This window comes from Anaerotruncus sp. 80 (genome assembly GCF_009936115.1).
GTDB lineage: Bacteria > Bacillota > Clostridia > Peptostreptococcales > Anaerovoracaceae > Senimuribacter > Senimuribacter intestinalis.
Map to the genome: position 1 here is coordinate 71,585 of NZ_QWES01000004.1, position 20,118 is coordinate 91,702.

At 43.6% G+C, this 20,118-nt stretch carries 16 protein-coding genes; 4 read left to right on the forward strand and 12 right to left on the reverse strand.

Translation table 11 applies throughout. The annotated features are described in order from the left end of the window. Positions 1-8: 8 nt before the first annotated feature. The 3 genes from D1155_RS03150 to D1155_RS03160 all read right to left on the reverse strand — a co-directional run bounded on the left by D1155_RS03150 (position 9) and on the right by D1155_RS03160 (position 3,588). Positions 9-884: an arginine deiminase family protein gene (locus D1155_RS03150; RefSeq protein WP_160200968.1), complete on the reverse strand. Its 876-nt coding sequence runs from the start codon at positions 882-884 to the stop codon at positions 9-11. Positions 885-985: 101 nt separating this feature from the next. Beyond that, a complete protein-coding gene (locus tag D1155_RS03155) occupies positions 986-2,161 on the reverse strand; it encodes an amidohydrolase (protein WP_160200969.1) in 1,176 nt (391 codons plus the stop codon). Between the two features lie 29 nt (positions 2,162-2,190). Continuing rightward, positions 2,191-3,588, reverse strand: a complete 1,398-nt coding sequence (locus D1155_RS03160) for an AbgT family transporter (protein ID WP_160200970.1) — start codon at positions 3,586-3,588, stop codon at positions 2,191-2,193. A gap of 247 nt (positions 3,589-3,835) precedes the next feature. Here D1155_RS03160 and D1155_RS03165 point away from each other — a divergent pair, with 247 nt between their 5' ends. Then, on the forward strand, positions 3,836-4,486 hold the full coding sequence (locus D1155_RS03165; RefSeq protein ID WP_160200971.1) for a GntR family transcriptional regulator: 651 nt from the start codon (positions 3,836-3,838) through the stop codon (positions 4,484-4,486). Positions 4,487-4,751: 265 nt separating this feature from the next. On the opposite strand, the gene rlmH is transcribed toward D1155_RS03165, so the two are convergent. After that, positions 4,752-5,231 (reverse strand): 23S rRNA (pseudouridine(1915)-N(3))-methyltransferase RlmH, encoded by a 480-nt coding sequence (rlmH, locus tag D1155_RS03170; RefSeq protein ID WP_160200972.1) that lies wholly within the window; start codon positions 5,229-5,231, stop codon positions 4,752-4,754. A gap of 3 nt (positions 5,232-5,234) precedes the next feature. Next, positions 5,235-6,044, reverse strand: a complete 810-nt coding sequence (locus D1155_RS03175) for an MBL fold metallo-hydrolase (protein ID WP_160200973.1) — start codon at positions 6,042-6,044, stop codon at positions 5,235-5,237. A gap of 485 nt (positions 6,045-6,529) precedes the next feature. Between D1155_RS03175 and D1155_RS03180 the strand changes: the two genes are divergently transcribed. Then, a complete protein-coding gene (locus D1155_RS03180) occupies positions 6,530-7,081 on the forward strand; it encodes a ribonuclease HI (protein ID WP_160200974.1) in 552 nt (183 codons plus the stop codon). A gap of 1 nt (position 7,082) precedes the next feature. Further along, positions 7,083-8,273 carry a coenzyme F420-0:L-glutamate ligase gene (locus D1155_RS03185; RefSeq protein WP_160200975.1) on the forward strand — a complete coding sequence of 397 codons (1,191 nt, stop codon included), beginning with the start codon at positions 7,083-7,085 and terminating at the stop codon, positions 8,271-8,273. Between the two features lie 535 nt (positions 8,274-8,808). On the opposite strand, the gene D1155_RS03190 is transcribed toward D1155_RS03185, so the two are convergent. The 5 genes from D1155_RS03190 to D1155_RS03210 form a co-directional block, all read right to left on the reverse strand. Next, positions 8,809-10,248, reverse strand: coding sequence for a monomeric [FeFe] hydrogenase (locus tag D1155_RS03190; RefSeq protein ID WP_160200976.1), 1,440 nt, complete (start codon positions 10,246-10,248; stop codon positions 8,809-8,811). Between the two features lie 14 nt (positions 10,249-10,262). Next, a complete protein-coding gene (locus D1155_RS03195) occupies positions 10,263-13,715 on the reverse strand; it encodes an efflux RND transporter permease subunit (protein ID WP_160200977.1) in 3,453 nt (1,150 codons plus the stop codon). A gap of 150 nt (positions 13,716-13,865) precedes the next feature. Beyond that, positions 13,866-15,005, reverse strand: a complete 1,140-nt coding sequence (locus D1155_RS03200; RefSeq protein ID WP_160200978.1) for an aminotransferase class V-fold PLP-dependent enzyme — start codon at positions 15,003-15,005, stop codon at positions 13,866-13,868. 51 nt (positions 15,006-15,056) lie between these two features. Continuing rightward, on the reverse strand, positions 15,057-15,593 hold the full coding sequence (locus D1155_RS03205) for a hypothetical protein (protein WP_160200979.1): 537 nt from the start codon (positions 15,591-15,593) through the stop codon (positions 15,057-15,059). A 4-nt stretch (positions 15,594-15,597) separates the two neighbouring features. Further along, positions 15,598-16,317, reverse strand: a complete 720-nt coding sequence (locus tag D1155_RS03210) for an ElyC/SanA/YdcF family protein (RefSeq protein WP_160200980.1) — start codon at positions 16,315-16,317, stop codon at positions 15,598-15,600. 112 nt (positions 16,318-16,429) lie between these two features. Here D1155_RS03210 and aroB point away from each other — a divergent pair, with 112 nt between their 5' ends. Beyond that, positions 16,430-17,476, forward strand: coding sequence for a 3-dehydroquinate synthase (gene aroB, locus D1155_RS03215; protein ID WP_160200981.1), 1,047 nt, complete (start codon positions 16,430-16,432; stop codon positions 17,474-17,476). Positions 17,477-17,558: 82 nt separating this feature from the next. On the opposite strand, the gene D1155_RS03220 is transcribed toward aroB, so the two are convergent. Together D1155_RS03220 and D1155_RS03225 are read right to left on the reverse strand one after the other, a co-directional pair. Further along, on the reverse strand, positions 17,559-18,104 hold the full coding sequence (locus D1155_RS03220) for a GNAT family protein (protein ID WP_160200982.1): 546 nt from the start codon (positions 18,102-18,104) through the stop codon (positions 17,559-17,561). 19 nt (positions 18,105-18,123) lie between these two features. Then, complete coding sequence (locus D1155_RS03225) at positions 18,124-20,106, reverse strand: LTA synthase family protein (RefSeq protein ID WP_160200983.1); 1,983 nt, start codon at positions 20,104-20,106, stop codon at positions 18,124-18,126. Positions 20,107-20,118: the final 12 nt, after the last annotated feature.

Below are 20,118 nucleotides of genomic sequence, written 5' to 3' on the forward strand. Positions count from 1 at the left end.
CGAAGCTCCTATTTTCTGCATACCGGGCAGGTCAGACAGGTCGGTCCGCCGGTACCACGGTAGGACATTTCTTTTCCTTCGTAAGTGTAAACCGTTACACCTGCGTCTTCGATTTTTTTCTGAATCTCCGGACAGCCTGCGATTAAAACACATTTTCCAGGTTCCAGCGCCAGCAGGTTGGTTCCCAGATAATCGTATTCTTCATCATTGCATTCGATCAGCTGTATGCCCCTTTCGATGAGATATTCTCTAAAGAATACCGGCATGTATTTGGAATAAACAACGGCTTTATCTGTGTCCACAAAACTGATAATGCTCATCAGGTGAAGACACGCCTCTTCGCCGTCACCGTGGGGCATTGGAATCACAATATATTCATCGATAAAATCCTTTGTCAGCTCTTTGAACTGGCGAATGCCTTCATCATTAGTTCTATACCCCCTGCCGATCGCTACAGTCTTTTCATCAATCCAAAGGACATCGCCGCCTTCCATTTTTCCCGGCGCCTTAATGTATCCTAAAGTCGGCACCCCATGCTCTGTTAAAAAAGCTTCTGTCGCAAGGCGCTCCTTATTTCTAAGTTCTTTTCCCATCGGAAAGTAAATTGCACCTTTTTTCGTGACTTTGAGGGAGTCATGGGTGTAGATAGAGTCAAGTCCGGTTCTCTCGTCATAAGGAAGATAATAAACATTTTCGACATTGTCTTTGATGATCTTTTCAAAGACCTCGTACTCCTTAAGCACCTTCTCATAGTCTGGACACCCGAAATACTTGAATTTTTCCCAATTCTCGTTGAGGTTTTCCTGACTCACAAAAGCCGCTTCCGGCCGTTTAATTAAAATTGTGTCAATTTTTTTGACCATACTCTGACATCCGTAATTCATAATTTCCTCCATTAACATAAATTATTTTAAAAAAAGGGAATGCATTTTCACACATTCCCTAATTATCACATAAAACTATGATCTTTTCAAATTTTTAAGAGTTAATATCCTCTGTACGCCTTGTGATCTGCTTTGAGCTTCGCGAGCAACTCCTTATCGGTATAAAGCTTTGCCGCTAAAGTCAGCAGATAATTCGCTGAATTTTTGATCGCCTGATGGGTTCCCGGGCAAGTCATTTCATCTGCAAATTCCTTGGTATGGGGATCGTAATTCTTACCAATTCCCATAACCGGATGAAATGCCGGACAGCGATAATCGACATTGCCGATATCTGAGGAACCTGTCATGGCAGAGGATCCTTTTACAAAGTCTATATCCAGATCGGTAAAGCAGTCTTCCATAATCTTCTTACCAATTTCACTGATATGCAGTTCATGGAACGGCGCACCGACCAGAAACATCTCAGCTTCCGTCCGAGTCGCAAGAGCCGCCGCTTTTGCGCAGTCTCTGACCCACGCTGTAATATCATTAAGGTCTTCCCTTCTTGGCGCTCTGGTTATAAATTCAATTTCCACCTCATCGGGAACGATATTAGAAGCAACACCGCCTTGCTTAATGAAGCCATGCAATCTAGCTTCCTCTATGACATGTTGTCTCATCATATCGACTGCGTCCATAAACAGTCGTGCCGCATTGAGGGCATTTCTTCCCTTTTCCGGTGCTGCTGCCGCATGAGCTGGCGCGCCGTGCCACTTGAAGCCCAGACCATCTAAGGCAATAAATTTAACCTCTGCCGTATTAAAGCTGCCCATGTGAACCATGGCTGCAAAATCATATCCATCGAAAACACCCTCATCCGCCATATAGCATTTATCACCGTTGACTTCTTCATCAGGTGTTCCGATAATATCTACGCCGAAATCCAGCTGATCCTTTACCTGATTCAGCGCCAAAGCCGCAAGAAGGCTCGCACTGCCGCTGGCGCAGTGACCGCAGGCATGACCTAAACCCCGCAGAGCGTCATATTCTGCTAAAAGCACCATTCTGCTTTCCTTTTCAGGATTGATAATCCCTTTAAAGGCTGTATCTAATCCAGCAAAAGGATACTCCACCTGAATTCCGTATTTTCTCAGCAATTCTACCATTTTGCGAGAACTATTATACTCTTCCGACCCAGTTTCCGGATTTTCTGCCATATAGTCATTGACTGCAATAACTTCTTTCTCAAAGATGCGCACCTGCGCAAGCAGCAAATCTCTAAACTCTTTTTCCTGCATTTTAGAAAATCCTTTCTTTTCCCGTTATTTTAACTATAGTTCATCAGAACTGCGATTACAATAAAGATAATCTGTAATACGAAGAACACTGCAAAAATCGGCAGGAAGAATCTATACCATTTGCCCATAGGAATTTTTGCAATACCACACATAATTGTACAGGACGCTGTCGGCCATAACAGATTGGAGAATCCATCACCAAACTGATAAGCAAGCACTGCAATCTGTCTGTTTAGATCAGACAGGTCTGCCAGCGGAATCATAATCGGCATAATTGCTGCCGCCTGACCGCTGCCCGATGGGATAAAGAAATTCAGGACATTCTGCACAATCAGCATTGCAATACCTGTTCCCCACGCTGGAAGTCCATCCATCATGCTGTTCATACCGTGAATTACAGTATCAATAATCACTCCGTTCTGCATGATAACCAGAATTGCTCTGGACATACCTACTACGACCATTGCAACTGTCATTTCTGACAACGATGTAATCAAATCTGCGCAGATACCCTCTGCTCTTTTGCCTCCGATGATAGAAGAAATGATACCGGAAATGATAAATACAGCGCTCATTTCATTGATATACCAGCCCAGTTCTAAAGAGCCATATACAATGGTTGCGACTGTAACAACCATACCAAGCATAATAATTTTGTGTTTGCCTGTAAACTTCATGGTTTCATCACGTTCAACCTGGAAAGCAGAGTAATCCATGCCGTAAAGCAGACTCTTCGTTGGGTCCTTCTTAATTTTTAGAGCATATCTCATCACCAGCGCCACAGCAACCAGATAGAATACCACAAAGATGAGCCATCTGTATCCTAAGCCGGAGAACATCTTCAGCTGCCCAAACGTCTGTGCAATACCGATGGTAAACGGATTTGTCGTTGCAGAGGCAAAGCCGACTGCCACTGCCATACCTGACATGCACATTCCCACGATTGCATCATAACCCAGCGCAATGGCAAGCGCCACGAAAATCGGAATCAGCCCATATACAGTCTCAAATTCGCCATAAGTAGATCCCGCTAATGCAAAAACCAACATAACGATAGGAACAAATAATTTGCTGTCCTTTGCCCTGCCGTTAAGAAGCGTGTTAATCATCGCTGTAAAAGCACCAGTCTGCATGACAGAATATACCCAGAAATATCCGAATAAAATCAGGAAGATAATCTGTGCACCGTTGATAAAGCCTTCCTGAATTGCTACGAACAGTTTGAACGGATTGACTGGGCTCTGATCAACATAAGCAAAACTTCCCCCATCTACAACGTTATAGCCCGTTGCCTCATCCAGCACATACTCATACTGACCTGCTGGTACAATGTAGGTTAAGATAGTTACCACTACAATGATGGAAAACAGCATTAATGTACTGCTCGGAAATTGAAATTTCTTCTTCTTGTCATTTAATGTCGGCATTTCATAAACCTCTCTTTCTTTCTATAAATAAAATAATTGCGCTCGGCAGATTATATTCGATATAAATTATAAAATATATTATATTTTCTACCGAGATGAGTATATTATATATAAAACTTTTTCTTCTGTCAATAGGTCATATCTGATTTTTCAGATAAATTCGCGTTTCTTGTCGAATTCTATTGACGAAAGATTCCAGCCGTTATATATTATATATAAGCGTTAGAATTTTGAGAGGAAACCATACATGGAAAGATTTAAAACATTAAAAGACCACGTCTATGACTATATCGCCGAGCAAATACGTGATGGCGCCCTTCTCCCCGATAAACGTGTCAACGAGAATGTGATCTGTGAAGAACTGAATATCAGCCGTACACCTGTCCGCGAAGCCTTAATTCAGCTAGCCGCTGAAGGCGTGCTGGAAAACCGCGCCCGCAAAGGTTTTGTCATCAAAGCGATGAGTCACACCGACATCAAGGAAATTTATGCAGTCATCGGAGTCCTCGATGGCTACGCAGCAAAATTATCCTGTGACAATTTAACAGAACAGGATTATGCCGATATGGCTTTTTATATAGACGCAATGGAGCTTGCTATCAACTCTGGCAATTACGAGATGTATTACAAACAGCAAACCACCTTCCACCAGCTATATATCAATAAATGCGGCAACAATACCCTAATCGATACAATTGCTAAAACAAAGAACAAACTATTGAAAAAAACCTATATCGATGACAACGATCAGACCCTGAAAGAAGTGTTTGCAAAGACTAATAATGAACATCGTAAAATTCTGGAATTGTTCAAAGCAAAAGACACGGAAACTTTGTTCCACTATATTGCCGACACTCACTGGATGCCGGACTACGCAACCTATGATATGATTGTATAAGCATTATAACTAAAAAAGATGTCACGTTGGCGTAAAATTGCCTGCCTGACATCTTTTAGTTTGTAGAAAACCGCCAAAAAAAAAATGTCAATTCAATCCTTGACATTTCTTCTCTTATCCAAGAATAAACAGGGAAAAAACCTCGCAATGTAAACTATAAACCACCATACAGAAAAAACTTCTCCGTATTAAATTTTTCCCTGTTCATTTTGAACTATTTTTATTATAATCCTTTTTCCGCAAAAGTAAATACCTATGAGTGAAATTATTTATGATAAGTTTCATTCCTCATAATTTTAAAACTTCTATACACCTGTTCCAGCAGAATCACCCGCATCATCTGGTGCGGAAAAGTCATCTCAGAAAAGGAAAGTTTAAAATCAGCTCTCCTGCTTACTTCATCGGAAAGTCCCAAACTGCCGCCAATAATAAAGGCGATATTACTGTCGCCGGAAAGGCCCAGTTTTTCTATCTTTTCCGCTAATTTTTCAGAGGAAAGCATTTTCCCTTTGACTTCCAATGTAATCACATACATGTTTTCCTTAATCCGCCTCAGGATTTCCTTCCCTTCGGCGTCCTTTACAGCCAGCTCCTCGGCAGCACCAGCTTTATCAGGAAGTCTGGACTCCTTTAACTCCAGGATTTCCAGACTGCAATAGCTGCGAAGCCTTTTGCTGTACTCCTCTACAGCCTGACTCCAGTATTTTTCTTTTAATTTACCAATACAGATAACCGTAATGTTCATATACTATATTTCCATCTCTTTTCCAATCTCGTCTCTTTTGGCAATATCTAACATCAAATCTTTGTCTATGTAAAAATCCTCTTCAAATAAAATGTTGCGAATGGTTAGATATGCCTGTCCCGGCGTATTATTTTCCTTGCTTAAATGCGCCAGCACCACCTGCGGTATTTTTGCGCAGCCCTTTTCTTTCCGTGCCCGCAGCATTTCGCAAAGGCATTGCCCTGCCGCCTCGTTGGAAAGATGTCCTTCATCACCCAAAATTCTTCGTTTCAAATAATATGGATATGCCCCCATCTTCAGAATATTCACCTCATGATTGGCTTCCAAAACCAGCAGGTCTGCTTTCTCAATATGTAAGAAAATTTCCTCGGAAATGTATCCAGTATCAGTCACAATGGTCAGCTGTCTTCCCTGGTGAATCAACGAATAACCAAAAGGCTCTGCCGCATCATGGGAAAGCCGAAAAGGAACTACGGTAATATCTCCAATCTGGAAACGCTCTGCAGCTCCAACTGCCCTTGCTCTGTCACCATCAATCTTATCCATAACCTCCGCCAACGTGCCCGCGGAGCCGCAGACTCTGGCATTGACCGCTTTCTTGCTTAGCATTTTCAGACTCCTGACATGGTCCATATGCTCATGGGTTACCAAAATTGCGTCTACTTCCTCCGCCTTTAAATTGAGCAAAGAAAGCCCCTCAAAAATTCGCTTGCCGGTAATGCCCACATCTATTAAAATTGTCGTATTTTCACTTCTTGCCAGATAGCAGTTGCCGGAACTGCCGCTGGCAAAGGAATAAAACTGAAACGCCATCTCTTACCTCTTCCATATAAAAATCACAAAACTTATTTTATCATGTTTTTGCGGATAGCGCCATATCTAATTCCTGCACTAGCACCATTGCCAGTACAGTGGCTTAACCTAAAATAGGTCTTTTTGAAAAAAATGTATAAGCGAATTCGCAAATCTTAACCCAGAAATCGAAATAATAGAAAATATGTATAAAAAGATAGGAGCAGTAAGCTTGAGCACGCATGATTCCTTGATTTTTGTCCTCAAATCCTGCATTTTTCGCAAGATTTCCCTAAACAAATTTCAAATCTTGCATATTACGCAAGTCCTGCAGTCCCCTGCCATAGCACGTTTATACATATTTTTTTGAAAACCGCAATTTAGGTTAAATCTGCTTCTTCTCCCTCATTATAGCACACTTTTTCACCGCCACAAAAATTTTCCGTTGTACTTTTTAACAAAATAAGGCATAATAGTATGTGTAAAAAATTACAAAGGGGATACCAATGATGATTTTGAGAATTTACACAGACGGCGGCTGTTCAGGAAATCAGAGCAGTGAGAACGCCGGCGGCTGGGGTGCCATTTTAGAATTTGGCGAACACAAGAAAGAAATGTTCGGTGGTGAAGCAAATACCACCAACAACCGCATGGAACTGACCGCAGTCATAGAGGCGTTTAAAGCGCTCAACAAGGATGGGCAGACTGTAGAAGTTTTCTCCGACAGCGCTTACGTTTCCAACTGTTTTCGCGAAAAATGGTACGAAAGTTGGGAGAAGAATAAATGGCGCAATGCCGCCAAGAAATCTGTAGAAAACCAGGATCTGTGGAAAGAGCTTCTGGCACTGGTGCGAAAGCACGATGTGAAATTTTTCCGCGTGAAGGGGCATGTTAACCTAAACAGCAAAGCTACAGACTTTGATAAACTTTACACGAAATTCGTCGGCTGGAACGGAAGCCGTTTTTCTTTCGACGATTTCAAATATATCACTGCGATGAACAACCGTGCCGATGAGCTGGCAAACATGGGAATCAGTCGCATCAAAGGAGAATCTTAAAATGGAAAGAAAAGTAGGAACAGTATCCAGAGGGCTTAGAGCTCCCATCATAAAAGAGGGCGAGGACCTCGCCCAGATTGTCATCGACACTGTCATGGATGCGGCAGCAGCTGGTGAATTTACTATACAGGACAGAGACATCCTTGCCGTAACAGAATCCATTCTGGCAAGAGCACAGGCAAACTACGCTACCACTAATCAGATTGCTGCAGACGTAAAGGCAAAGCTCGGCGGAGAAACCATCGGCGTTATCTTCCCGATTCTCTCAAGAAACAGATTTGCAATCTGTCTACGCGGTATCGCAAAAGGTGCAAAGAAAGTTGTACTGATGCTCAGCTATCCTTCTGACGAAGTAGGCAACCATCTGGTTGACATCGACCTTCTGGATAAAAAAGGAATCAACCCGTACTCCGACGTGCTGACACAGGCACAGTTTGAGGAGCTGTTCGGAAAATCCAGACATACCTTCACCGGTATGGACTATGTGAATTACTATAAAGATCTTATCAAGGAAGAAGGTGCAGAAGCAGAAGTCATCTTCTCCAACAACCCAAAATCAATTCTGGATTATACCAAGAAAGTGCTAACTTGCGACATTCATACCAGAGCAAGATCTAAGAGACTTCTCAAAGAAGCCGGCGCAGAAGTGGTGCTAGGTATGGACGATATATTGACTGCAAGCGTAGATGGAAGCGGTTACAATGATAAATACGGTCTGCTCGGTTCTAACAAAGCAACCGAAAACAGCGTTAAACTCTTCCCGATTCACTGTCAGGAATTTGTTGACGGCATTCAGAAAAAAATCAATGTCCTGACCGGTAAAACTGTAGAAGTCATGGTCTACGGCGATGGCGCATTCAAAGACCCTGTAGGAAAAATCTGGGAACTGGCTGACCCTATCGTATCTCCAGGATACACAAAAGGTCTTGACGGTACACCAAACGAAGTAAAACTGAAATATCTTGCCGACAATGAATTTGCTGATTTAAAAGGCGATGAACTGAAAGATGCAATCAGCGAATACATAAAGAACAAGGATGCAGAACTGGGCGATTCCATGGTAGCAGAAGGCACCACGCCTAGAAGACTGACCGACCTGATTGGTTCTTTATGTGACCTGACCAGCGGCAGCGGCGACAAAGGCACACCGTTTATCTACATTCAGGGTTATTTTGACAACTATACGAACTAAAAAAGTGGCGGCTTTACCGGATGAAATCCGGTCAAAGCCGCTTTTGTTATACCTTCTACTTTATAAATTTTGATACTATCTCACAAGGCAACCAGAAGAAAGCCTAATACTAAATTTGGCCAGCATTAGGTTTTGCAGGATGCGGTATTTTCATAATAGCGTTTGCCAAACTCTTTCAGAATCCAGGTTTTTTCCTGCCTGACTCACACCCTTTAATACCAGGAATCATAAAATCCGCTCCAACTTGTTTAGTGCATAATTTCAGCAAAAACATCCAAAATATGCACATCAGAGTGCATATAATTAAGAAAAACTCCTAAAATATGCATTTTTAGACCTATTTTCTCCAATTCTCATGCTTTCTATCACAGAAATCTGCATATATCAGTCATTTTCAAAAAAAATATGCACAGAATACGGAACGAATGTGCATATTTCAGAGAAAAACTTCAATTTTATGCACAAACAGCGCGCGGGCTGGCACAAGAAGTCACGTTGTACGTTGTACTTCGCCAGTTCGCGCGCCACCCAAAGCCTACAGAATATTAATGGTCTTTCTCAAGTTTGGCTTAATCTTTACAGCGGTTGCCTCTTCAGTGTGATCTTCAAATTCCTCTGGTGCGTCTTCGTAGCGAATCATGTTTCCGCTTCCGCCAACGCAGCCGCCGACACAAGCCATACCTTCGATAAAGTTATTCGGCAGAAGTCCCTTGCTTGCGCGCATTAACGCCTTTCTGCACTCCTCGATGCCAGAGCAGGAAATCGGATTAAATTCAAAGTCCTGCACATCCAGTTCTTTCAGTGCCTGAGTTACAGCCTCAGCAAGACCGCCGCTTCTCGCAAAGATTCTGCCGTAGTAAGTCGCCTGATTCCATTCGGTCTCTTCCTGCTCCTTCAGGATAATATCCTTACTGTCGAAGAGCGCCTGCAGTTCCTCAAAGGTAATAGCATAATCTACATATTTGCTGATTTCCGGTTTTCTGACCTCAGATTTCTTTGCGATACAAGGACCGATAAATACGATGGTATATTCCGGATGCCCTTCCTTTAAGAACTTTGCAAGCTCTGCCATCGGCGAATAGTTATGAGAAATCTTGTCCACCATATCCGGGAACTTAGTTTCTATGTATTTTACAAAAGCAGGGCAGCAGGAAGATGTCAGAAATCCTTTTTCTACAAGTTCCTGTCCCTCTTTAATGGATACCATGTCCGCACCCAGCGCAACTTCCAGCACTTCCGCGAAACCCAGCTTATGAATGCCGGTAATCACTTGTCCCAATTTTGCATATAAAAACTGGCTGCCGATGGACGGTGCTACGATTGCAACCGTTGGATTATTGGAATCCTTTCTGGTGCTTTCCTTCAGACAGTTGATAACATCCACAATGCTGGACACATCAACCGTTGCGCCAAACGGGCAGTGGTAAACGCAGGAACCGCAGCTGATGCATTTTTCGTAATCGATAGAAGCTTCTCCTCCCGGACCCATAGAAATTGCACCTACTTTGCAGGCAATCTCACACGGTCTCTGGAAATTATGAATCGCGCTGTATTTACAAGCTGTAGCGCAGCGCCCGCAGTCAACGCACTTGGTCTTATCAATTTTGGCATGATGATTTTCATCGATAGTGATTGCCTTTAACTTACAAGCTTCAATACACCCGTGAGCAAGACAGCCTCTGCACAGGTCAGTTACAACGTATCCTGCTTCCGGACATTCATCGCAGGCAATATCAATTACCTGCACCACATTAGAATTCTTTCTGCTGCCGCCGATGGCAAGACGCATACGCTCCGCAACGACTGCCCTATCCTTGTAAATGCAGCAACGCTGCGGCGGCTCATCCTTTGGAATAATTTTGCTGGCAACTTCGTTAAACTCTGCAAACACGTCATTTCCTTTCCATGTCTGTACTGCTACCTCACGAAGTACCTTGTACTTTGTTTCCTGTACTTTGTTGTCAAATAACTTCACGTATGACCTCCTACTTAATTAATATTGCTGATATCCAGATCTTCATCTGAAATGTATTTATAATTTTCTCTGTTCATTATATCATAAATCGCTGGCACAATATACAGCGTTGTTAAAGTTGCATAAACAAGTCCGCCGATACAAACAAGGGCCACCGGCTGCATCATATCAGTTCCTGTTGAGTTTCCAAATGCCATGACAATCAAGCCCAAAATCGTAGTCAGCGATGTCATGAGAATCGGACGCATACGAGTCATACCCGCTTCGACGATGGCATCTCTCTTGGATGCACCACCTGCACGCAGTTGATTGATGTAGTCCACCAGCACAATGCCGTTATTTACGATAATACCCGTCAGCATAACCATACCAATCATGGCGATGACACTGATTTCCTTGCCGAAAATCAGCAGTGCCAGTAAACCTCCCGTAAATGCCAGCGGAATGGTGAACATAATGATAAACGGTGATTTCAGTGACTGGAACTGCGCCACCATAATCAGGTATACGAAGACAATTCCCAGAAGCAACATAAGCACTAAATCACTCATAGCATCCATGATTTCTTCGTTTTCACCGTCAAACTCGATGGTTACTCCTTCCGGCAGCTTGTAATCTGCTACAGCCTGCTTCGCCGCGTCCGTCACCTTCGTGATATTGTAGCCGTCCTGCAAGCTTGCCGATACCGTTAAGAATCTGCTCTGATTGTCTCGATTGATAGCTTTTAAGGTTTCCTTTTCCGTCAAATCCGCAATGTCGGAAAGCTTCACTTCCTTTTCAATGCCTGCGCTGTCGGTCACCGTTAGAGTCAGATTTCTGATATCCTTTGTTGTCAGCTGGCTTTTCTGCTCAGAAGAAACAATCACGTCATAATTGTCGTCCTGCCATGTCACAGTAGTTGCCGTATCCTCATAGGTCATAGCATCCACGATAGCCGCGTAAACCTGCGCAACTGTAAGACCTTCCTTCATTGCAGCAGTTTTCTTTACTGTAAAGTGGTACTCTTTGTCAGATTCCTGCACACCACTTTCAACTTCGTCGATTCCTTCAACAGTTTCCAAAACGTCAGTGATTCCGTGAGCCGCTTCCTGCAGATTATCAAGATCACCGCTGTAGACTTTGATGGAAACCCCTGCGCCACCCATGGCAGTGGTAAAGTCGCCCATGGAAGAGCCAGAGGCAGTAACCTCTGCTTCCATATCTTCGCAAAGGCTGTTAATTTCTGCTGCAATGGCACTGCTGCCGGTCTCACTTTCCGCCTCCAGCATAATATACAAGGATACGGACTGCTCTGAGGAGGAATCTCCCATCATGCTGCCGCCGCCCATCATTGCGCCAACCGTTTCTACGCCATTCACGTTCTGAATCCGCTTGATAGCCTCGTCTGCCTGTTCTTTGGTTTCCTCTAAGGTGCTGCCCTTCGGCATTGTTACCGTTGCCTGAATCTGCGGCGAACTCATCTCCGGCATGAATATAAATCCTTTTGACAGGCTCATATATACACTACCTGCCAAAAGTACTACTGCAAGAAGAAGTACCGGTAACTTATGACGCAGCACAAAGGTAACGGACTGCTTATATTTTTCCAGAACTGCAAGGAAAAAATTCCCTTCCGTTTCTCTGGTCTTTACCAGTAATTTAGAGGCCATAGCCGGTACTAAAGTCAGTGCAATAATCAAACTAGCTGCCAAGGTATATGTCACTGTCAGCGCCATATCGGTAAATAGCTGTTTAGTAAGTCCATCCGTAAAGATAATCGGCACAAATACACAGACCGTTGTCAACGTTGACGCCGTAATAGCAGCACCCACCTGTTTTGCACCTGCCACTGCTGCCTTTGGAGCAGGAACCCCCTGCCGCCGCAGACGAACGATATTTTCAATCACAACAACGGAGTTGTCGACCAGCATTCCTACAGACACTGCAAGCCCTGACATAGAAATCAGGTTGATGGAAATGCCGGAGAAATACATTAAAAGTATAGCAAATATGATACTGATTGGAATGCTGCAGAGCGTAATCAATGTCGGCTTGATTCCTCGGAGGAACAGGAACAACACGATAATCGCAAAGAGCGCACCCCAAAGCAAACTACTCAAAATAGAAGTTACAACCAGCTTTATGTAATCACCCTGATCCATCAGCGTTGTAAAATGCAGACCTTCGTATTCCTCGGCAAGCTGATCAAACTTTTCCTGCAGATTTTCACAGGTCTCCGCCGTCGCAAAATTCGACTGTTTTGAGAAAGTCAGCACAATGCCATCTTCCCCATTAATCTTTGCATAAAGGTCCTCGCTGTTATCGCTGATGAATACATCAGCAACATCCTTGACGTAAACCTTTCCTACGCTGTCCACACCGGAATCAAAGAGGAACAGATTCTTTGCCTGCTTCTCTGTGGTTATTTGATCGCCTACGCTGAGCAGCACATTATTCCCATTTTCCACGATATAGCCAGCCGGCATGGAAAAGTTCTGCGCTTGCAAAATGCCGGAAATCATATCAGTCGTAATTTTATCTCCGATATTGGCGCTTTCTCGCGCTTTGCTGGACTGAGAATCCAGCTGCACCTGTGCAGATTTTAACTGCTTATCCGCTTTGGAAAGCTGCGAACTTGTCTTTTCAAGCTGTTTTTCATTCTTTGCAAGCTCCGCTTCCGCCGTTTTAAGGGCAGCCGCCTGCTTTTCATACTCGCCCTCCGGCAGAAAATCCTTGCCTGCTTCCAGCTGTTCTTTTGCCTTTTTAAGTTCTTCCTTACCTTCGGCAATCTGGTTCTTTCCCTCTTCCAGTTTTTTCTTGCCGTCGGTCACCTTAGCCTTCTGGCTGTCCAGCTGGTTCTGGGCATCGGCAAGCTGACTGTTGACTGACGCTAAAATCTTGTTGTTCAGTTTGTCAATCTTGTCCTGACTGATGACAACGTTTACTTTTTCTTCCAGAATCCCGGAGGAATTTATGCTTGCAACACCAGCAGCTCCCTCCAGTCTATTCAAAAGCGTATCACTGACAAACGCGGAAAGTTCCGCTCTTTCTTTTCCTTCATAATCGACTGCAGCAACACTGACTGGAATCATGTTAGGATTAATTTTCATAATCGTGGTAGAACCTACCCCATCATCAAAACTCCCCTCTACCAGATTGATTTTCTGTAAAATATCTGAAGAAACGGTATCCATATTCACACTATTTTCAAATTCCAGAACTACCATAGCATAGTTAGCATTGGAAACAGATTGTACACTTTTTATATCCGTCAAAGTTGCCAGACTCTGCTCCATAGGTCTGGTTACTCCGGTTTCCACCTTTTCCGGTGTCGCACCCGGATACGGCGTTACAACCACTACATACGGCATATCGATATCCGGAAACAAATCTGGCGTCATCTTCGTATACGATACGATTCCCGTCATTAAAATAAGGATGACTGCAACAAAAACCGTAAATGGCTTTTTAACGCTAAATCTCGACATGTTTTTCCCTTTCTTATACCCAAATTTTAAGGCTTTGTCTCAAAAAACGACACTCAGCCACAACTTAAAATTATATATGGCAGAGTGTCTATTGTCAATGAAATCAACCGTTCTTTCAGTAAAATTCGCACAAAGTTCACATAAAAAAACTTATTTTTTCTGTGATATTTTCCAAACTGCATCAACGGCCCTTTTGATGTCCTTTCCCGTGTTGAATGGTCCAACACTAAGTCGAACGGCACCGGTATCCCAAGTTCCAATCGTTCTGTGCGCAAGGCCTGCACAGTGATAGCCGCTTCTGACTGCAATTCCAAACTCTCTGTTCAGTCTGTCTGCAACTTCCTCACACTCAATGCCGCGAATATTGAACAAGCTGATTCCTGTCTTCTGCTCCGACACCGGCCCATATAAATCTACACAATTCATATTGCGAATCGCATTGTCAAATTGACAAATCAGCTGTCTTTCATGGTACGCAATCGCGTGAATTCCCACTTTTTCCACTACTGATGCCGCATAGCCCAGCCCTATGATTCCCGGTGCATTGACAGTGCCTGCTTCAAAGCCTTCCGGAAAATCCGCAGGCTGCAGTCTGCTTCTTGATTCTGTTCCGGTTCCTCCGTAAAGCAGCGGCTGCAGTTCTATTTCCTCGGAAACATAAAGACATCCGGTGCCAAGAGGTCCAAGCAATCCTTTGTGTCCCGGAAAAGCCATCATGGAAATTCCCAGTTCCTCCACGTTCAAAGGCATACAGCCCGCAGCCTGGGCAGCGTCCAAAAGCAGCGGAATTCCTTTTTCTTTGGCAATCCCGGCAACCTCTTTGATTGGCATGATACTTCCTGTCACGTTGGATGCCGCCGTCATCACAATAAGTCTCGTCTTTTCTGTGATGGCATTTCCTATCGCCTGCCCGCTCACACACCCCTCTATATTTCCACATACAATGGAGTGCTGCACCCCTCTATCTTCCAGCGCCTTCAAAGGTCTCAGCACTGAGTTATGTTCCATGGAGGTGGTGACAACGTGATCCCCATTGCGCAAGAATCCGTACATTGCCAGATTCAAACTCTCCGTGGTATTTTTTGTAAATAACAGTCTGCCTGGATTTTTAATACTAAAAAGCTTTGCCACCTGTTTTCTTGCCTCATAAATCTTTTCCCCTGTCTTCATGGACATAGCATGACCTGACCTGCCTGGATTTCCGCAATAATGCAGCATGCAGTCTTCCATTATATAGGTCATACCCTTTGGTTTGGGAAATGACGTTGCTCCATTGTCAAGATATATCATCCGTTTCACCCCGCAAAAAAAATAATGGAGGATTTTATCTCCTCCATTATCTTATTCCGCGTGTCTATGCAATGTGTGTGTTTTTTTAAATTTTTTCATTTCCATGATACCATCTACCAATTCCGGAAAATATCTCACCCAATAAACTAGCAAAAATACCATATGAATCCAAGACGGCAGCCGTTTTATGAACACCACCAGCAGCGGATTCAATTGCAAAATCAATATCCATGCACCGAAACCTGCCAAAATTGGATAGTACCATTTTAAGTGAATCACCTTTGCACCGCAAAATCCATTAATCACAAGGGCGCTCAAAAGCCACATTACAAGCCCCACAGCAATTCCCAAAACGAAAATGCTGATAAAAGAGACCGTCGGATTCAGCGTAAAATTCTCTTCAAGAAAAGCATTTCCATATAGAATTCCCAGGGCACCAAAGCCAAAAGCGCTCAAATAAGGTCCGTAGCAAACTCCCCTATTCTGAAAGCCTTTGTTTTGCAGCGCAAACAGAAACACTTCAAAAATCCATCCCGCAATGCTGTAAATTGAAAACAAAAGTAAAATTTCGTATAGCTGATAGTCCATTTCTCTACTCTCCGTGTGATATGATACCGCTGCCGCTGATTGGAATCACTTCTCCCCCCAGCACCGATTCCGGTTTCCCCATAACCTTAAAGTAATCCTTCACTCGTGCCATAACTTCCCTAATCTCTCTCATAGGCTGCCCCGCATAAGTAAACTGATCTGAAGCAGCGCCAAATACATCCAGCCCCAGTTCATCACCGATATACAGTGCTCTGTATTCATGATAGGTCTGGGTCACTACAATGATAGTTTGTGCCGAAAAAATGTCCTTTGCCCGGTACATGGAGTCATAAGTGGAAAATCCCGCATGGTCACAGAAAATGTCTTCTTCCGGCACACCGGCTTTCTTTACATAATTCAGCATGACATGAATCTCATTATGACTTTCCGTTCCGTTGTCGCCGGAAAGAAGAATCTTCGGCGCAACGCCCTCCTGGTAAAGCATAATGCCCAAGTCCAGTCTGTCCTTTAACATCGGCGTCGGCGTTTCGTCATCTTTAATTCCCGCGCCCAGCACTAAAATGCAGTCTGCGCCTTTATCCTTAAGTCTCTCGATATCCGAAGAAGCAAGCACAGGCTCCTCCTCAGTAACGGCGCACAGGATATTATCCTTCTGCGATTTTACGATATGGTTATTTATAGTCATACTGGCAATTCCGATGATGCAGCCAAGGGCGATGACTGCAAAAATACATCTGCCTATGAATTTCTTAATTTTACTCACCTCTTGTATATGGTTTTTGCAAAAAACTGAAAAATATGTTACAATCGTTTATAGTATAACATATGGGACTATATATTATCAATAACAGCCGTTGCGGCAGGAGCTCTACAAAATGAAAAAATTTCTTATTTCAACTGAAAATCCTTACGAAGTCTTAATCGGCGAAGCTTTACTCAAGGACGCAGGTGCTTATATCAGCACTTGTATTCCTCCTTGCCATCTTTGCATTATTACAGACAGCACGGTCAACAGTATTTATTCCCAGGTCATCATGACATCATTAATGGAGCACGGATACCGCACCTCCAAAGTAGTTTTTCCTGCAGGCGAACATTCCAAGAATTTGAACACTTACTCCAATATCCTGGAAGCTATGGCGGACGAAAGTCTCAACCGCTCCGACGGCATTATCGCCCTCGGCGGCGGCGTTGTCGGCGATATGGCAGGCTTTGTTGCTGCCACCTATATGCGCGGCATTCCGTACATTCAAATCCCGACCACTTATATGTCTGCGATAGATGCTGCTGTCGGCGGCAAAACGGGCATCAATCTGCTCTCCGGAAAAAATCTGGTCGGTGCTATCTGGCAGCCTTCCCTGGTACTGTGCGACTACAAAACCTTTGACAGTCTGCCGCCTTCCAAACTACAGGATGGTGTTGCGGAAGCCATTAAATGCGCTGTCGTCGCAGAGTCATCTCTGATTGAACATATTAAAGCACAAGATTACGAATACGTCATTGAACGCTGCGTTTCCATCAAAAAATCCGTTGTCGAAGCTGATGAACGGGACATGGGTCTGCGCCAGATTCTAAACTTCGGTCATACTATCGGGCACGGTCTTGAGAAACTCAGTGCTTTTTCCATACCTCACGGAAAAGCCATCGCAAAAGGCATGGTCGTAGAAGCGAAAGCTGCTTTCAGGCAAGGCCTCACCAATGTAGATATCAGCGGCGATCTGACCGAAATTCTCACCAATCTCGGCTTCGATTTGTCTGTCGATTATCCCCTCGAGGATTTATACCGTTTCGCCTTGATGGACAAAAAAATCAGCGGTGATAAAATTACCATGATTATTCCCGAATCCATTGGAAAATGCAGACTTCAGAAGATTTCCCTTTCAGAGCTTCACAAGTTCATAGAGCTGGGTCTGCAGCCATAAATACGATTTAAAGTATATAAAGAGCGTGAGTCACTGACAATACACGCTCTTTTCTTTTAACTTCTTATTAGGTGATACAGACTTATTTGCTGTCTTTTCCCGCAAAAAATTCTTCTCTCAGCATGGAAAACACCATTGAATCACGCAGACTTCCATCATAGATTTTATAGTATCTGCGAATGGTACCCTCATAGGTAAAGCCACACTTTTCAATAATACGCTGAGAACGCCTGTTGACTCTGCTGGTACAGATTCCAACCTGATCCAGTCCCAGTTCCTCAAAGGCAAAACGAAGCACTTCCTTTGCCGCCTCTGTCATATATCCTTTGCCCCAGTGTTCCTCCGCCAGATTATATCCCAGTTCCCTGCTGTTAGCCTCAGGTCTGATATTATCTGGCTCCAGCGCAATAACGCCGACCACTCTGTCATCGCCTTTAATACAAATCGCCCAAGCTTCAGGCGGCATAAAAATTTCCTCTATAATTTTTCTGGAATCTTCCACGCTTTTATGAGGCGCCCAGCCTGCAGGCGGTCCTACGTTAGGATTGCTCGCATAAGCATACACATCTTCTGCGTCTTCAGGGGTAAACATTCTAAGGTTCAGTCGTTCTGTTTCCAAAGATTTCATGGTTTTCCTCCGTTCGCGTTTACTCTGTAGTACTGATAATTTCTTTATTAGACTTATCTATCTGGCTGACCTTCATATTTTCTGCGTCAGCAGGGTCAACTTCCTCCTGCAGTCCCAGAAGACTCGGTCCAAGATAAATGGTTCTCAAGGTTTCTCCGTTAAGGGTTACCTTGCTGTATTCCGTAAAGTTCTGTCCTTTAATGTAATACTTTCCACCGATATTGACTACCTTATCAATTTTGATTTTCTTTACACCCAGAGTCATTTTGGCCCTTTCAAACGGATTTTCTCCGCCGTAAATATAGCCTTTTCCATAGTACATATCATACCCCAGCGCTTTCAGATTATCCAGATAATCTGCTGCATCATGGTCTTTTGTCTGATGATACTTTACAGTAGTTCCGGTATGAATATCTACCCGGTTCAAAACTTCTGCTGCAAGCTGATATGCCGCTAAATTTTTATCCCTTTTTTCCATCGGGAAATTGCTCCACATGATATATTCCGTTTGGTACAGATTGTCCTCGGCATAAATATCTTCCGTTATATCCAGTGCCGGAATATGGTCACCGTACATAACCAGAATTACGTCCTCATCATAAGCTTCAAGGGCTTCCGTCAGTTCCTTAATGAACAAATCCATCTCATAAATCTGATTGACATAGTACTCATACTGCCATTTGATATCTTCATTCGGCGCATCCGTGACCTGGATTTTTGGATTCTTGATGATCTGCTCAGTCGGATATTTTCCATGTCCCTGTACGGAAATGGTATAGATATAATCTCTTTCCTCAGTCAGCTCCATGGTTTCCAGAATTTGTTCCGTCAATATGCTATCCTTCGCCCAGTTTTTCGGCGTTTTCGGCACGTCACTCATGTATTCCAGTGAAGTAAAGCTGTCGTAACCGATATTGGCAAACACATCATTTCTGTTATAGAAAAGGGCTCTGTGGTTATGCACCGCATGGGTCTTATAGCCCAAGGATTTTAGGTCAAAGGCAAGGCTCTCCCCGGTCCTCTCTTTCAGAATGGACTTAAACGGATATTCGCCCGGTCCAAAGAACTTAACGCTGATTCCGGTCATCACTTCAAATTCCGTGTTGGCAGTTCCCGCGCCGCAGGCAGGAACGGTGAGTTTGCCAGTGGTATATTTCTGCTTCATTCTGCGGAAGTTCGGCACCGCGTCCGCTGAAAGCTCAATATGCTTAAACATGGATGGATCCACAAAAGATTCCAATTGAAGGAATAGAATATTCGGGTGATTTTCATCCTCGTCACTTTCAACCAGCTTCATGGTACCATCTTCATTGTACTGATCCTTATCAAAGAGGCCCTTAATCATTTTTTCATCGTATCCTGCAGGCTTTGCAATTCCGGTATTGAGCCAGGTGTTCACAAAGCAGTACGGCACACCGTAGTCCTCATAGGCATACGCCAGATTTCCAAAAAAAGTACTCAGTACTCCGATACGAATCAGCCCAAAAGTCATCACAAAGGTCAATGCAATGACTACAACTGCAGCGGTCAGATTCCTCTTCCATTGTATTGGCTCTTTCTTCTTCGGTCCCTTAATCCAAAGAAGCAGCAGCGCTGTTGCCGCCAGCAAAATGCCGCCAGCAATAAGAATAATTTCGGTTTTGCTGAAATAATTGGTTAAAATCGTTGCCCCGTCGGCGAGATTGCTCAAATCCTTTACTGTAAACGGTGTCATTCTCTGCATGAGAATAATACCGTTGGTAATGCCGATTCCCATCCATACGATGGTGACCACCGTTACCACAAATACCCTTCGTTTAAAAAGGGTTGCAATAATCAAAGTTGCAAAGATCAGCAGCGTATTATAAAAGAATACAACCGGACTGTGCAGTAAAAACTCAAAACCTCCAAGACCTTTTCTTGCCAGTGTTTCTATGGCAAAGTTAAGTACAAAAGCCCATACTGCGCAGAAGGCAAAACTGTTTTTTAATCTTTTCTGATAAAATTGCTGCAATTTCTCCATGTTACTATCCCT

What these genes read in the sequence shown, in the direction of transcription:
- D1155_RS03180 (WP_160200974.1), top strand. Translation starts at nt 6,530, where the DNA reads ATGATGATTTTGAGAATTTACACAGACGGCGGCTGTTCAGGAAATCAG.
- D1155_RS03220 (WP_160200982.1), bottom strand. Translation starts at nt 18,104, where the DNA reads ATGAAATCTTTGGAAACAGAACGACTGAACCTTAGAATGTTTACCCCT.
- D1155_RS03150 (WP_160200968.1), bottom strand. Translation starts at nt 884, where the DNA reads ATGAATTACGGATGTCAGAGTATGGTCAAAAAAATTGACACAATTTTA.
- rlmH (WP_160200972.1), bottom strand. Translation starts at nt 5,231, where the DNA reads ATGAACATTACGGTTATCTGTATTGGTAAATTAAAAGAAAAATACTGG.
- D1155_RS03165 (WP_160200971.1), top strand. Translation starts at nt 3,836, where the DNA reads ATGGAAAGATTTAAAACATTAAAAGACCACGTCTATGACTATATCGCC.
- D1155_RS03185 (WP_160200975.1), top strand. Translation starts at nt 7,083, where the DNA reads ATGGAAAGAAAAGTAGGAACAGTATCCAGAGGGCTTAGAGCTCCCATC.
- D1155_RS03175 (WP_160200973.1), bottom strand. Translation starts at nt 6,044, where the DNA reads ATGGCGTTTCAGTTTTATTCCTTTGCCAGCGGCAGTTCCGGCAACTGC.
- aroB (WP_160200981.1), top strand. Translation starts at nt 16,430, where the DNA reads ATGAAAAAATTTCTTATTTCAACTGAAAATCCTTACGAAGTCTTAATC.
- D1155_RS03195 (WP_160200977.1), bottom strand. Translation starts at nt 13,715, where the DNA reads ATGTCGAGATTTAGCGTTAAAAAGCCATTTACGGTTTTTGTTGCAGTC.
- D1155_RS03160 (WP_160200970.1), bottom strand. Translation starts at nt 3,588, where the DNA reads ATGCCGACATTAAATGACAAGAAGAAGAAATTTCAATTTCCGAGCAGT.
- D1155_RS03225 (WP_160200983.1), bottom strand. Translation starts at nt 20,106, where the DNA reads ATGGAGAAATTGCAGCAATTTTATCAGAAAAGATTAAAAAACAGTTTT.
- D1155_RS03200 (WP_160200978.1), bottom strand. Translation starts at nt 15,005, where the DNA reads ATGATATATCTTGACAATGGAGCAACGTCATTTCCCAAACCAAAGGGT.
- D1155_RS03155 (WP_160200969.1), bottom strand. Translation starts at nt 2,161, where the DNA reads ATGCAGGAAAAAGAGTTTAGAGATTTGCTGCTTGCGCAGGTGCGCATC.
- D1155_RS03205 (WP_160200979.1), bottom strand. Translation starts at nt 15,593, where the DNA reads ATGGACTATCAGCTATACGAAATTTTACTTTTGTTTTCAATTTACAGC.